We start from the raw sequence: 14225 nt of genomic DNA, 5'->3' as shown, positions 1-14225 counted from the left end.
GGCATGGCTAATGCGCGGCAAGACGACGTCGGCTCCCACATCGAAAGGAGAAGCTATGTCCACCACGCCGTCCGCTATCAGACATTCCGCCACACATCCATCGAAACTCGCGCCCCGCGATCTTCGGACTGTTGAACCCCATCTCGTATGGAATGTTCGTCGGCGCGTTGATCTTTGACCTGAGCTACATGAGCACACGTAACGTGTTCTGGGGCAAGGGCGCCGCGTGGCTCATTACGGTGGGCCTGATCATTGCCATCATTCCGCGCCTGCTCAATTTCGGTCACGTCTGGTTGCAGCGACGTCGCCGCGTCACGCGTATCGAAAGAATCGACTTCTGGCTCAATCTGCTCGCCATCATCGCGGCGATCGTCAATGCATTCGTGCACAGCCGCGACGCTTATGCGATGGTCCCGGACAACGTGATTCTGTCGGTCATCACCGTCGTGCTGCTGAGCATCGCCCACGTCGCGATGGCAATGAACAGGCTCGATCTCCCCGAGGTGACTCATGGCTAAGCTGATCGCCGGCAGCGCGTTCGTCATCACCATCTCCGTGTTGATGAGCGGCTGCCACGTACGGGCAGAGTACGACCCCTCGCAGCAGGCCGGAGCGAATCCGTCGATACCGCGGGCACGCAACTTCTTCGCACCGCCGATGCAGGTGCCGAAATACGTGGGATGGAAAAAAGGCGCAACGCCCAAGGTGGCCGACGGCCTGAAGATCGAGAAGATCGCCTCGGGACTCGTGCAGCCTCGCCAGATCTATACGCTTCCCAATGGTGACGTTCTCGTCGCGGAAGCCAATAGCCCGAACGAGGAGGCCGTTACCACGCCGAAGCAGGTGATCGCCGGGCTGATCGAAGCCAGATCGGGAAAGAAGGCCGACGGCTCGAATCGCATCACGCTGCTCAGAAAGCCCGCCAACGGCAATGGCGAATGGCAGCGGTATATGTTCATCGATCATCTGCACTCCCCGTTCGGCATGCAGCTCGTCGGCGACACACTCTATGTCGCCGATACCGATGCGATCCTGAAGTTTCCGTACAAGACGGGCGAAACCAGTATCAGCGAGCGCGGCGTCGAACTCACCGATCTCCCCGATACGATCAACCATCACTGGACCAAAGCCCTGCTCGCCAGTCGCGATGGCAAGAAGCTCTATGTGGGCGTCGGCTCCAACAGCAATGTCGGCGAGAACGGGCTGGAGGTCGAGTACCGGCGCGCGGACGTACTCGAAGTCGATACGGCGACGGGCGCAAGCCGCATTTACGCGGCGGGCATTCGCAATCCGACCGGCCTGCAGTGGGAACCGACGACGGGCCGGCTCTGGGCCATCGCGAACGAGCGCGACGAGATCGGCCCCGATCTCGTGCCCGACTATCTGACGTCGGTGAAGGAGAATGCTTTCTACGGCTGGCCGTACAGCTATTACGGCCAGCACGTCGATCCGCGTGCTCAACCGCAGCGTCCCGACCTCGTCGCGAAGGCGATTGCCCCAGACTTCTCGATCGGCTCGCATGTCGCGCCGCCAGGACTGACCTTCTATACCGGCAAGAGCCTGCCCTCGCAGTATCGCGGCGGCGCGTTCATCGGTGCGCATGGCAGTTGGGACCGCTCGCCGTTGAGCGGTTATGTGGTGTCGTACGTGACGTTCGAGAACGGCAAGCCCGCCGGTGCGCCGAAAGACGTCGTGATGGGCTTTATGTCGCCGGATCAGAAGGAGTTGTATGGCGCGCCCGTGGGCGTCGCCCAGGATCGCGACGGCGGCCTACTGATCGCCGATGACGTCGGCAACACGGCGTGGCGCGTGACGGGCGCGGGCGGCTGATGCGCGCATCGCGATCGCCTGCCGCGTGGATGCACCGATACGGACACCGCGACCCAGTGATGACTTCCCCGGCGATTCACTGGTCCAACCGGCGGCGCTTGCTGATCATGCTCGTGCTGAGTGGATCGGCAATGTGGTATGCCGACGACCGTGCGCCTGCCCGACGTGCAGGTGCCGGGCACCGAACAGCTGTCGCGTTTCGGCAGCAAGTACGCGGACGAGCCGGGCTCCGATAATCTCGCGGGCGTGAAATCGCCAGCCGTCGACGCGATCCTGCGCAAGGTGCTGGGCGCGCAAACGCGCGAGCAGCTCGTCGATGCGACCCACGCGCTCGACCGGGTACTGATGAACGGCTATTACGTGACTCCCGCACTGGTATTCCGCGGTTCATCGCATCACGTACCGGAACAACCTCGCCTTTCCGGCGAAGCTGCCGCTTTACTTCGCCGCCGACGAATGGCTACTGTCGACGTGGTGGCAGAAGACGGCTGGACTGAATCTTGCGCCTCCTCAATGATTGGAGGAAAACGATCATGACCAGACTACTCTTTGCAATCATCGTGGCAGTCGGCCTGGCGGGCTGCGTCGTCGCCCCGCCGCCGCCCAGCTATGGCTACGGTTATGAGCCAGCGCCCGCCTATGGCTATGCCCCCGGGTATTACGTCGCGCCCTCCGTGAGCCTCGGCATCGGCATTGGCGGCTACTGGGGTGGCCATGGGGGCAATTGGCACGGTCATTGAAGCAGCCGTTCCCGAAAGTCCACGAGCGCTCTTCCGAACCAGGGTAAACATCCATCCTCCCACGAAGCACTTCAAAATGGTTGGGGTACGGAGTATATTCGCGTTCAGCAGATATCTACTGAACGGAGGAGGACGTCATGCAATTTCATCTCAACGGTTTCCGGGTCGGCGATCCGACGATCGAGCCAGTCATCGGCAATGCGCATGCGGCGCAGATGCCCGAGACGGTCGACGTGCTGATCGTCGGCAGCGGCCCTGCCGGACTCGTACTGGCGGCGCAGCTGTCGCAATTCCCGTCGATCGGCACGCGCGTCGTCGAGCGTCGCGACGGACCGTTGCAGATGGGTCAGGCCGATGGCGTGGCGTGCCGTACCGTCGAGATGTTCAATGCGTTCGGCCTCAGTGACCGCCTGCTGCAAGAAGCCTATTGGGTCAATGAAACAGTATTCTGGCGACCCGATGCAAATGACCGCGGCGCGATCAGTCGTACCGGCCGAGTTCAGGATACCGAAACAGGCCTTTCGGAATTTCCGCACGTCATCGTCAATCAGGCCCGCATCCAGGAATATCTGCTCGACGTGATGCGCCGCTCCGCGCGACGGATCGAACCGGACTACGGCCTCGAAGTGGTCGACGTTCAGCGCGACGATACGCACGAATACCCGGTGCTGGTCACGCTGCGCCATACCGATCCCGCGCGGCTCGACGAGACCGTGTCCGTGCGTGCGCGCTATGTCGTCGGTTGCGACGGCGCTCGCAGCCGCGTACGCACCGCCATCGGACAAACGCTGCGCGGTGACGCGGCCAACCATGCGTGGGGCGTGATGGATGCGCTGGCGGTCAGCGACTTTCCGGACATCCGGCTGAAAGCGGCGATTCAGTCCGCGAGCAGGGGCAACCTGCTGATCATTCCGCGTGAAGGCGGATATCTGGTCCGCTTCTACGTCGACCTCGGCGATGTCACCCCGGAGAACCGCGACAGCATCAAGCAGATCACGGTCGATCGCATCATCGAGACGGCGCAGCGCATCCTCCATCCCTATACGCTCGACGTAAAAGAAGTGGCGTGGTTCTCGGTCTATGAGGTCGGGCAGCGCCTCACCGACCGCTTCGACGATGCCATCGCCGCCGACGGCACTTCGCGCGAGCCTCGCGTGTTCATCGCGGGCGACGCCTGCCACACGCATAGCGCCAAAGCGGGTCAGGGCATGAACGTGTCGATGCAGGACGGCTTCAATCTCGGCTGGAAGCTCGGCGCGGTGCTGGAGGGCCGCAGCGGCGCCGCTCTGATGCGCACGTATTCGGACGAGCGCCAACCTATTGCACAGGAGCTGATCGATTTCGACAAGGAATGGTCGGCGATGATGGCCGCGCCGCCGAAGGATCCCAACCGGCCCGAGGCGGGCGGCGTCGATCCCGCGGAGCTTCAGGCGTACTTCGTTCGCGCTGGCCGCTACACGGCTGGCGTCGCAACGCGTTACCGGCCGGCCACCCTGACCGGTGAAGCGACGCATCAGGCGCTCGCCAAAGGCTTTGCGATCGGTACGCGCTTTCACTCGTCGCCTGTCGTTCGCCTCGCTGATGCAAAACCGTTCCATCTAGGGCATGCCGCGCAAGCGGACGGCCGCTGGCGCCTGTACGCTTTCGCGGACGCGTCGCGTCGTGCGCTGGATGCGCTGTGCGAGCATCTCGACAAGTCGCCCGATTCCGTTTTGAGGCTCTTCACGCCGAAGGACGCCGACGTGGACAGCGTTCTCGATCTGCGCGCAGTGCTGCAACAGCCGCATCGTGAAGTCCGCCTCGAAGACGTCCCCGCCCTCCTGCTGCCGCGCAAGGGTCGCCACGGCCTCATCGACTACGAAAAGGCATTTACGAGCGACGCGACGACTGATATCTTCGACGAGCGCGGCATCGATCGCGAACAAGGTGCACTCGTCGTGGTACGTCCCGATCAATACGTGGCCCATGTTCTCCCATTGAATGCGTATGCGGAGTTGAACGCCTTCTTTCGGCCCATCTTTCGCGTGCGTTAAACCACAACGAAACCCAAACCTTCGAAATTGCCGATCAAACCCGAAGACGCCGGCGCGCTCCCCAAATTTACTGGCAGCCTGGTGCGCCGTGCCCAACAGCGCCATGCAGCGGTCTGGCTGAGCGAGGTTTCCGCGGAGATCACGAGCGTGCAGTACGCGGCGCTCGAGGTCTTGCACGAGACGCCTGGCGTCAGTCAGCGGCAACTCGGAGACAAACTCGACGTGGATCGTTCGACGATTGCCGATCTCGTTGCACGCATGGTGCGCAATGGCCAGATCGAGCGCGCGGACGATCCTGTCGACAAGCGCAGTTACGTGCTGTTTCTCACCACTGCCGGTAAGAAGCAGCTCTCGGCCTTGCGTCCGCGCGTCGAGCAGGTCGAGCGCGTTCTCACTGAAAGGCTGACGGCAAGCGAATTGGCGCAGTTGCGCCGGCTGCTTTCGGCACTGTTGCCGCCGCGGGCTTGATGCGCTTGCTCCTGAAGACCGCCTGCCGTCGCGGTCTGCCAGACAGCGCCTCCATTTCGGCTCCCATAGCCCCCTCCCCGCCGCCGCCTGGTTAGAACCGGGTGCCTTTCCAGAACAAATGACGGACGACGCACGCGAGCCCGCACATTTGTTCCGGCACGCAACCTGAACTTCGCCGCGGTGGAGCAATCGCTCGGCGCTCGCGTGATTGCCGATGCAAGCGGCGTAGTCGGCAATCGGGCGTTCTACTTCTCGTGGCTGAGTTATGCGGCGAACAATCCCGACGCGGTCCGGATCCTGATCGAAGAACTCGACAAGGTCGATCAGTGGGGCAAGCAGAACAAGGATCAGCTCGCCAGCGAACTCGCGCAGCTATGGGGTCTGCCGAAGCAGGTCGTGGACGTGGCGGTGCAGCGCCAGCAGTTCGGCACGCAGCCGATTACCCGCGCGATTCTCGGCGAGCAGCAACAGATCGCCGAGACGTTCCTCGATCTCGGCCTGATTCCGAAGCACGTCGACGTGCTGAAGGCGGCGCCTTCGAATCTCGCGTAGGCGTATGGGCGGCGGAACGACGCCGCACCCGCGTCAACGCTCGGAGAGCGGTCGCGTTGGCGTAGCCTGTTGTTCCTGCGGGGCGTCGCTGTGCTCCGTCATACGCCGCACCGAACTCACGCTGGCCGCGATCAACGCGAGCGCCGCGGCAATGCCGGCAATCAACGTGAGGTGCTGGCCATGCACGAGTCCGAACACGATGGACACCGCCACCGCGCCGCTCGACTGGCCGAGCAGACGACCCATCGATTGCAGGCCGGACGCGCCGCCGCTGCGATGCCGCGGCGCACTGCCGATGATCACGCGGTTGTTCGGCGACTGAAAGATACCGAAGCCGAGGCCGCAGACCGCGAGCCGCCACACGATGTCGAAGCGCGTCGCCGTCTCGCCGAGCTGGCAGAGCATCGCGAGTCCGCACCCGAACACGACGAGCCCGACGCTGCTGATGCGTCCCGGCGCCCACCGATCGGACAGCCGGCCCGCGACCGGTGCGATCAACGCGGTCACGAGCGGCCACGGCGTCATCAGAATGCCGGTCTGTGTTTCCGACAGCTTCAGCGTCTGCTCGAAGTAGAACGGCAGCACGATGTACGCCATCGTCTGCGCCGCGAACGAGCAGATCGACGTCGCCATCGACAGTGAAAACACCGGCATGCGCAGCAGGTCGATGGGCAGCATCGGGGTCGCGAGCCGGCTTTCGCGTCGCACGAACAGCACGCCGGCCACCAAGGCGATCGCGACCATCACGGCGCCGCGCTGCGTCGCGCCCGCCTGGTTGAATGCCGCGAGACCGGAGATCAGCAGGCCGAATGTGAGCGCGTTGAGCAGGACGCTCAGGCCGCTCAGGCGAGCCCCCGAGGTCGGCGTCGCGGGCAACGTGCGCGCGCCGATCGACAGCGCCAGCACGCCGAGCGGCACGTTGACGAGGAACAGCCACTGCCAGTGCGCGACCGCCAGAATCGCCGACGCGATACTCGGCCCCGCCGCCGACGAAACGGCCACCACCAGCGACGAATAACCGACGCCGACGCCTAGCCGCGCCTTCGGGAAAACGAAGCGCACCAGCGCGATATTCACGCTCATGATGCCGGCCGCGCCGAAGCCCTGAAACACGCGAGCGACCGCAAGCGCCAGCAGCGTGTGCGCATTCGCGCAGGCGAACGACGCCAGCGTGAAAAGCGCGAGTCCGTAGCAGTAGACCCGCTTGTAGCCGAGGCTGTCCCCGAGCACCGCGAGCGGCAGCAAGGACACCGTTATCGCCAGCTGATACGCGTTGACGACCCAGATCGCGTTTGCGGGCGATACCGCGAGGTCGTTGCTGATGGTGGGCAGCGCGACGTTGACGATCGAAGTGTCGAGCACCGACATCGTCATCGCGATGGCGATCGCGATGTACGCAAACGCACGTTGGGGATTGGGCAGGCCGTCGGTCATGGTGCAAGCGGGTCGAAAGAAAATGCGCGGGCGACTGCGTGCGGCGCGGGCGCCGTCGCGGGTGCATTGTTGCAACTCCGACTCGCGGGAGCAAGGTTGCACTCGATACCGGAATGATGGCTACCCGGCTTGTCTCCCCGGGGTCTTGCGATTCGCGAGCGCGTGGATACGCGCGCTCGTCAGGCATGACACGTGCAACACCTGAATCGGGACAAAGTTGACGTTACTGCGCCACACGTTGTAAGTCTGTAGGGATCGTCGCCGCTATCGGCGCCGGCGAAGCACGCATGGAAACGAAACGCCCTTTTTTCACGATCGGCCACTCGACGCGTCCGTTGCAGGAATTCGTCGACTTACTGAAAGGCGAGCGGATCGCCTTGCTCGTCGACGTGCGCAGCATGCCGCGCTCGCGGACCAACCCGCAGTTCAATCGCGACACGCTGCCCGCCTCGCTCGCGCCGGAACATATCGACTACATGCATCTCGCCGCGCTCGGCGGACGCCGCAGCAGGCGCAAGGATGACGCGCCGTCGCCGAATGCGTACTGGACGCATCCGGCCTTTCGCAACTATGCCGACTATGCAATGAGCGACGCGTTCCGCGAGGGACTGGCGCAACTTCTGACGCTCGGTCATGGGCAGCGCTGCGCGATCATGTGCTCGGAGGCGGTCTGGTGGCGCTGCCACCGGCGTATCATTACGGACTATCTGCTGATGCACGATGAAACCGTGCTGCACATCATGGACGCGCATCACACGAACGCCGCCACGATGACACCGGGCGCCGCGCACCCATCCGCGCGATCAGCCGCTCGTGGTAAACACGCATCCTGACCCGGCGTCCCAATCTTCGGAACGGTTACGGGTATACATGGATTAGGAGTCGCAACCGCACTGCACTAACATTTTTGCGGTACCGCACGGCTCGTATCGAGCGCTTCCGAATCGGGGTTGCACGTCCCACGCCAAACTCTCGCGCTGCCCCGCGAACTCCCGGTGCCGTCCAGCATCTGCACGCAATCGACGCAACGTCGACCACATCGACCAATGAAGACAAGAACCGGAGGATCAGATGGCACAGCAACGGGATGACGATCAGAAAAACAGCGGCAACGGTTTCAGCACGGCGCGGCGGGGGCTGATGCAGGGCGCGGGACTCGGCGCAGCGCTTTCGCTGATGGGCGCGCTAGGCGGCGCGGGCGGTCTGATCGGCACCGCGCAGGCAGCGCAGACGGCTTTTCCGTCGCACAAGAAGTGGAGGATCGTGTTCGTCAATCACGTCACCACCAACCCGTTCTTCGTGCCGACGCAGTACGGCATTCAGGATGCCTGCTCGCTACTCGACATGGATTATCAGTGGACCGGCTCGGCCACGTCCGATGCCGGCGAAATGGTCCGCGCCGTGAACTCGGCGATTGCCGCGAAGGCCGACGCCATCGCGGTGCCGATCGTCGATCCGAGCGCTTTCGACAAGCCCATCCTGGCCGCGCTCGACGCCGGAATTCCGGTGTTCGCGTACAACGCCGACGCGCCGCGCGGCAAGAAGAATCCGCGCCTCGCGTATATCGGCCAGGACCTGTATCTGTCGGGCTATCAGATGGGCGAGCGCATCGTCAGTCTGATCGACAGCGGCATGGTCGGGCTGTTCATCGCCACGCCGGGGCAGCTCAACATCCAGCCGCGTCTGGACGGTGCCAGCGACGCCATCAAGAAGTCCGGCAAGAAGATCGACATCCAGACCGTGGCCACGGGCGCGACCGTCAACGAGGAGCTGTCGAAGATCAAGGCGTTCTACCTGGGCCACCAGGACCTGAAAGGCATGTTCGCGGTGGATGCGGGCAGCACGCAGGGCGTCGCGCAGGTGATGAAAGAGTCGAACCTGCCGTCCAAAGGCGTGCACGGCGGCGGCTTCGACCTGCTGCCGACCACGATCCAGCTGATCCACGAAGGTTTCCTCGACTTCACCATCGATCAGCAGCCCTACGTCCAAGGTTTCTATACGGTGATGGAGGCGTTCGTGTTCCTCAGCTCCGGCGGCCTCGTCGGCCCGGCCGAAATCAACACCGGCCTGAAATTCGTGACAAAGGATAACGTCGAGCCGTACCTGAATACCTCGACGCGCTTTGAGGGCAAGACCGACAAGGAGCAAATCGTTCCGAGATCCGGCGCAATCAAGTCCTGATGAATACAGTGAACGAAACCAGCAAAGCGGTCCGCGCGCCCCGGCGCGCGGGTGTTTCATTTGCGTCTCAATGGGCGGCCGAGCTGCGCATCCTGCTCGTGGCCGTGCTGCTGGCCGCCTACTTCGAATTCGCGAACCACGATTTCCTGCTCACCAACGCGAGCCTCGTCAACCTGTCGCAGTTCATCGCGCCGGTGGCGATCATCGCGTTCGGCGAAATCATGTTGATGATCGGCGGCGACATCGATCTGTCGGCGGGCATGGTGTTCGCGTTCGCGCCATTCATGATGGTGTTCGCGAATGACGCGGGCGCGCCGATGTGGCTCGCCGTGATCGCGGGGCTCGTGGCCGCGGGAATCGTCGGCTTCGTGAACGGGGCGGTGTCGGTTTGGCTGCGGCTGCCCTCGTTCGTTACGACGCTCGGCACGCTCTTTCTGATCAACGGTATCACGCTCACGATCTCGCGCGGCACGCCCGCCGCCACGCCGGGATCGCCCACCTTCGCCGGGTTCATGGGCGCGTGGGGCTACAGCGAGATCATCTGGACCCTGGTGATCGCGGCCGCGATGCACGTGCTGTTGCGACATACACGCTGGGGCCTGCATACGCAGGCCGCGGGTGCGAATCCGCTCGGCGCGAGCGAGGCCGGCATACATGTGAAGCGACTGCGCCTCGGCAACTTCGTCCTCGCCGCGGTGCTGGCGGGCTTCACCGGCATGCTCGAAGCCTTTCGCATTACCTCGATCGACCCGCAGGCCGGCGGCAACCAGATCATGTTCCTTGCCGTGGCCGCCGCCGTGATCGGCGGCACGCCGCTCACGGGCGGCTCGGGCACCATCGTGGGCGGGCTCATCGGCGCAGCGGTGCTCGGTATTCTGAACGACGGCTTTACACTGATCGGTATCAACGCGTTTACGTTCAACATCATTCTTGGCGCCGCGATTCTGGCGGCGATGATCTTCAACATCCACGTCGGGCGCATTCGCCGCAAGGGTGGACGATGATGGACCAATCGCAAACCTCCTCCGCGGGCGCCAATGCCACGGCCGCTGCGCGCAGCGCGCCGAACGCCCCGCTCGCGCTGCGCGGCGACGGCCTCGTCAAACGCTTCGGCGCGGTGACGGCGCTCGATGGCGTCTCGCTCACTCTCGGCAAGGGCGAGATCCTCGGCATACTCGGCGACAACGGTGCGGGCAAGTCCACGCTCGTGAAGATCCTCACGGGCTTTCATCAGCAAACGAGCGGCACGCTCCACATCGACGGCGAGGAGACGCTGTTGCGCTCGGTCGATCATGCGCGTTCGCTCGGCATCGAATGCGTGTATCAGGATCTCGCGCTCGCGAATTCGCTGAGTATTTACCACAACATGTTCCTGAACCGCGAAATCGTGCGGCGCGGGCCGTTCAGGCTGCTCGACCACAAACGGATGCGCGAGCGCGCGGCGCAATGCCTCGACGATATCGGCGTGCACGTGCCTTCGGTGGATTTGCCCGTGGAGCGTCTTTCGGGCGGCCAGCGCCAGGCGATCGCCGTGGCGCGCGCCGTGCATTCGAACGCGAAGATCCTGTTGCTCGACGAACCGCTCGCCGCGATGGGCGCGCGCGAGGCGGGACTCATCATCGACCTACTGATGCGCTTGAAGGAAAAAGGCGGCCTCTCGATCATCATGATCATGCACAACTATGCGCAGACGCTCGATATCGCGGATCGCATCATGTTGATGCAGCGAGGGCGCGTGACCTACGAGCAACAGAGCGCGCTGACTTCGGTGGCGGAGCTGATGGACATCGTGCAGCGGGAATACCGGGCCATGCGCGCCGGCGGCGCACAGTGAGCCCGCCACGGCCCGCGACACCGCGCAACTCAGATCAGAAATCGATCTTCGCGTTCACGCTGACCATGCGCGGATCGCCCGGCGCGATGTAGTCCGAGTACTGGAACATCCAGTAGCGGCGATTCGTGATGTTGTCGATCGCCGCGCGCAGCGTCAAGTCGTGCCCACCGATGCGCGTCAGATAGTTCGCCCCGATGTTTACGATCATGTGCTTCATCGACGGCCTACTGAATCAGCGGACCGTCATTGCGATTCAGGAGGCGCTGCGATGCTTCGACAATGTGGACTGGTGATGGGCGCCGTCGTTCACTCGCGACGCACTCTGCGCCGATACCGTTATGTGTTCATCGTACGAGAGCCGCAGGACGAAAAACATGATCATCGGCGACACCGGCGAAAGATGCCGCAGAAATGACCCGTAGTCCGGCTCGAAAATAGCTTGCGTTGACAGGAAACTGACCAGAAAACAAAAACAAAGCGTCTCGAATCGGCCCACCGGAAATAGCGCCGCCGCGGAGCGATAACGCACAAACACAGTCGCAAAAGTGAAAAACACGCCAATGCCGCCCAGCATTTGCAGCGGAGAACCCGACGTAATCAACCGCACCGGCAAAACGAAGGTCGCCAGCGTGATGGCGACGTTCGCCACGCCAATGAACATACCACTGCCTGGAATGAACTGTACGATCATCGACCCCACTTCCTCCGGGTCCCGCCACTCATTGGCGTTCTGCCTTGCGAAATCCAGTGATTCGCCATAGACCTTCTGGAACACGAAGGCGACCATCACAAACATGGCCAGCGCGAAAAAGATCAATGAAGCCGGCCTTCTGAAGCCGTTTGGCGCGAAATAAAGAAACACGGTTGCGGCCAGTGTAATGCCCCAGTACGATCTGAAGTACACGGCTACCAGCGCTGCCAGGACGACAAACAAAACCAATATCGCACGCGACGAGTTGTAAAACAGCATCAAAAGAACCAGAACCGAAATGATGATTTCTTTCGATGGAACGCCGATGTAGACGGTCTGATTGGCGAGCCAGAAGGCAACCAGAAAGAACTCGGCCGGTTTTAGCGAAGTGACACCGGAACGCCAGATGGCGACAAACATGCCGATAGTCGATGCGAGAAATCCTATCAAAGAAATGGAGAAACTCTGGAGACCGAAAAAGTTGAACAGCCACGCGAGATTGTCAAATGAGTCGCCAAACGCCCTGAAAGCCGTGACGGTCTTCATCCGGTCGAAGATCACCAGTTCATCCAACAGAAAACGCGCCGGCAACATGCTCTCGTGAAACGCGGAGATCGCATAAAGTGCGATGAACAGAATGAACCAGACCGCGGCCGACACGCCTGGACTCGCATTCCTGCCGATGATGCCGGGGAGTTTTACAATGCGCATTCTCTTTCCCTGAACAAGTGAGCGACTCGCCTCGCGGTGGAGGAGCTAAACTTGCAGCGTCGCTGATTTTTGAGCGCAGAGATCACGGCGCTTCAAAACTAGGTTGGCGATTCAAATAAGCGTCCGGCTCCTTGCCGATCTTGAGCGCCTGGTAAGTACCCACACTTGCCACGATCGTTCCACAGACGCTGAGCAGAAGAAGCGAGTGGATGAACCCGACGCCGAGGAATTGAGCCGTCGCAAAGATCAGGAAGATCGATACGGCATTGACTGCTTGAATCATCAAGTCGATCTTCAGCCGGTTCGCGACAATGAATACCTGAGCCATCGAGCCATAGATCGCCATCGTGATGAAATAGGGAACAAAGATCAGGTACACGGACATCGACGGTTCCCATTCGTCGCCCATCTTCATGTGGATAATCAGGCTAAGGCCTGCATAGCACGCTGCCACCAGAGAAATGCTGATAAACGTCAGCATGGTAAAAAACTGTTTCGAGGGATTCACTCTGTCTTTTCTGTGGCCGTCGAAATAATCGATCAGATCGCGGCGGAAGACAGCGCCCAAACTTTGCGACAAGAGGGACGCAGGGAAGTACCCCACACGATACGCCAGCGCAAAGATGCCGGCTTCACGATGATCGAAGATCATCGGCATCAAAATGGCGGACGCATAGATCACGAATGAATTCAGCGTAGTGGTCGGCACACCAAATTTTGCATACTGGATCTGAAGCGCGGAGAACCTGATGAAGGCCAACGGAATCATCCGGCGCGCCGAGTAAAGGCAGATCGCGGCGGGCACAACGGTCGAGGCCAGAAAAATCCAGCTATAGATGTTGAATACGGTGGTGCCTGTGCACTCCCCTTTCGAAAACATCATCATGCAGACGAAGTAGACGGCGAACGCGGCATTAGGGAAGAACCGGATCGTCGCGATTTGCGCGTACTTTCTTTCGGTGGTGAGTGCTCCGCACAACGCCTGTTGCAGGAACACGCCAAGTGCCAGACCGATAACAGGTATGTATTCCGTATGCCCGGCCGCTGCCGTGGCCGCCACGAGCGCCACGCCGATCCCTATGGCGACCGCACTGGAACTCGTCATTGCGCGCACGGCTTGGGCCTTGTCCGCCGCCATGCACGCAACCTCCAGACGCAAGCCGATCACCGACCCGATAAAAAGACCACCGGCCATGAGTTGGCTGAAATACCCGAGAGCCGTCGGCCCGCAGAACTTCCCGATCAATAGAATCGAAACGAAATTGAGCGCCTGACTCAGTACGACTCCAGCGATACTTACGATCGAATGTTTGATATTCACAATTTATCTACGTCGAAGTCCAGGTGAATTTTTCATCGCTCTACACGACGATGGTTGTCGTCTGAAGGCTAGCCTTTCTGCGTCTTTCCACTGGCCGGCAGTGCATCGAGATAGGAAGCACTGCGATAGAGGCCTGCGCGCGCGCCCAGACTATAGCGATAGACATTCGTATCGATCGCGTTGAAGATCACGCCCTTCACCCGGGCATTCGCCTGCTTGAGCTGCTTGGTGGCCTCCACCACCTGCGCGATGGAAGTAGTCTCGAAGCGGGTCACCAGCAGCACGGTGCCGCAGCTATCCGCTAGCGCGGTCGCGTCGGAGACGGCGAGCACCGGCGGCGTGTCGATCAGCACGATATCGTATTCGCTCGTCTTCGCGAGGAATTGCTGCATGCGTTCGCTCACCAGAAGCTCGGCCGGGTTCTCCGGTA

13 protein-coding genes and 3 pseudogenes are annotated in these 14225 nt (G+C 61.8%); 11 read left to right on the top strand and 5 right to left on the bottom strand.

Annotation, left to right across the window (positions count from 1 at the left end; translation table 11 throughout):
- Positions 1–188 precede the first annotated feature (188 nt).
- The 7 genes and pseudogenes from F6X40_RS39465 to F6X40_RS39435 all read left to right on the top strand — a co-directional run.
- The gene (locus tag F6X40_RS39465; RefSeq protein ID WP_262421721.1) at positions 189–518 is read left to right on the top strand and encodes a hypothetical protein; all 330 of its coding nucleotides are present in this window, start codon (positions 189–191) and stop codon (positions 516–518) included.
- Complete coding sequence (locus F6X40_RS39460) at positions 511–1830, top strand: PQQ-dependent sugar dehydrogenase (RefSeq protein ID WP_187631608.1); 1320 nt, start codon at positions 511–513, stop codon at positions 1828–1830. The genes F6X40_RS39465 and F6X40_RS39460 overlap by 8 nt, the downstream gene beginning before the upstream one ends.
- 144 nt (positions 1831–1974) lie before the next feature.
- Positions 1975–2347 (top strand): annotated as a pseudogene (locus F6X40_RS39455) (ABC transporter substrate-binding protein); the annotation flags it as partial.
- Between the two features lie 16 nt (positions 2348–2363).
- On the top strand, positions 2364–2570 hold the full coding sequence (locus F6X40_RS39450) for a hypothetical protein (RefSeq protein ID WP_187631607.1): 207 nt from the start codon (positions 2364–2366) through the stop codon (positions 2568–2570).
- 137 nt (positions 2571–2707) lie between these two features.
- Entirely contained in the window at positions 2708–4603 is a 1896-nt protein-coding gene (locus tag F6X40_RS39445) for an FAD-binding monooxygenase (protein WP_187631606.1), read from the top strand.
- 27 nt (positions 4604–4630) lie between these two features.
- On the top strand, positions 4631–5071 hold the full coding sequence (locus F6X40_RS39440; protein ID WP_184040718.1) for a MarR family winged helix-turn-helix transcriptional regulator: 441 nt from the start codon (positions 4631–4633) through the stop codon (positions 5069–5071).
- 171 nt (positions 5072–5242) lie between these two features.
- Positions 5243–5623, top strand: a pseudogene (locus tag F6X40_RS39435) (sulfonate ABC transporter substrate-binding protein); the annotation flags it as partial.
- A 33-nt stretch (positions 5624–5656) separates the two neighbouring features.
- Here F6X40_RS39435 and F6X40_RS39430 read toward each other — a convergent pair.
- Entirely contained in the window at positions 5657–7057 is a 1401-nt protein-coding gene (locus tag F6X40_RS39430) for an MFS transporter (RefSeq protein ID WP_187631605.1), read from the bottom strand.
- Positions 7058–7344: 287 nt separating this feature from the next.
- Between F6X40_RS39430 and F6X40_RS39425 the strand changes: the two genes are divergently transcribed.
- From F6X40_RS39425 to F6X40_RS39410, 4 genes are all read left to right on the top strand, one after another.
- Positions 7345–7890: a DUF488 family protein gene (locus F6X40_RS39425; RefSeq protein WP_187631604.1), complete on the top strand. Its 546-nt coding sequence runs from the start codon at positions 7345–7347 to the stop codon at positions 7888–7890.
- 238 nt (positions 7891–8128) lie between these two features.
- Positions 8129–9238: a sugar ABC transporter substrate-binding protein gene (locus tag F6X40_RS39420; protein ID WP_187631603.1), complete on the top strand. Its 1110-nt coding sequence runs from the start codon at positions 8129–8131 to the stop codon at positions 9236–9238.
- On the top strand, positions 9238–10242 hold the full coding sequence (locus F6X40_RS39415) for an ABC transporter permease (RefSeq protein WP_184040728.1): 1005 nt from the start codon (positions 9238–9240) through the stop codon (positions 10240–10242). The genes F6X40_RS39420 and F6X40_RS39415 overlap by 1 nt, the downstream gene beginning before the upstream one ends.
- Positions 10242–11072, top strand: coding sequence for an ATP-binding cassette domain-containing protein (locus tag F6X40_RS39410; protein ID WP_184073898.1), 831 nt, complete (start codon positions 10242–10244; stop codon positions 11070–11072). Before F6X40_RS39415 ends, F6X40_RS39410 begins: the two co-directional genes overlap by 1 nt.
- 34 nt (positions 11073–11106) lie before the next feature.
- Here F6X40_RS39410 and F6X40_RS39405 read toward each other — a convergent pair.
- The 4 genes and pseudogenes from F6X40_RS39405 to F6X40_RS39390 all read right to left on the bottom strand — a co-directional run.
- A pseudogene (locus F6X40_RS39405) lies at positions 11107–11280 on the bottom strand (hypothetical protein); the annotation flags it as partial.
- Positions 11281–11325: 45 nt separating this feature from the next.
- Positions 11326–12474: a hypothetical protein gene (locus F6X40_RS39400; protein ID WP_187631602.1), complete on the bottom strand. Its 1149-nt coding sequence runs from the start codon at positions 12472–12474 to the stop codon at positions 11326–11328.
- A gap of 82 nt (positions 12475–12556) precedes the next feature.
- On the bottom strand, positions 12557–13795 hold the full coding sequence (locus tag F6X40_RS39395; RefSeq protein WP_184073888.1) for a lipopolysaccharide biosynthesis protein: 1239 nt from the start codon (positions 13793–13795) through the stop codon (positions 12557–12559).
- 68 nt (positions 13796–13863) lie between these two features.
- Positions 13864–14225, bottom strand: a 362-nt coding sequence (locus tag F6X40_RS39390; protein ID WP_410452690.1) for a tyrosine-protein kinase family protein, incomplete at its 5' end; no start/stop codon positions are given.

The organism is Paraburkholderia sp. UCT31, from assembly GCF_014397655.1.
Taxonomy (GTDB): domain Bacteria; phylum Pseudomonadota; class Gammaproteobacteria; order Burkholderiales; family Burkholderiaceae; genus Paraburkholderia; species Paraburkholderia tuberum.
This window is presented reverse-complemented; position numbering and strand designations above follow the sequence as displayed.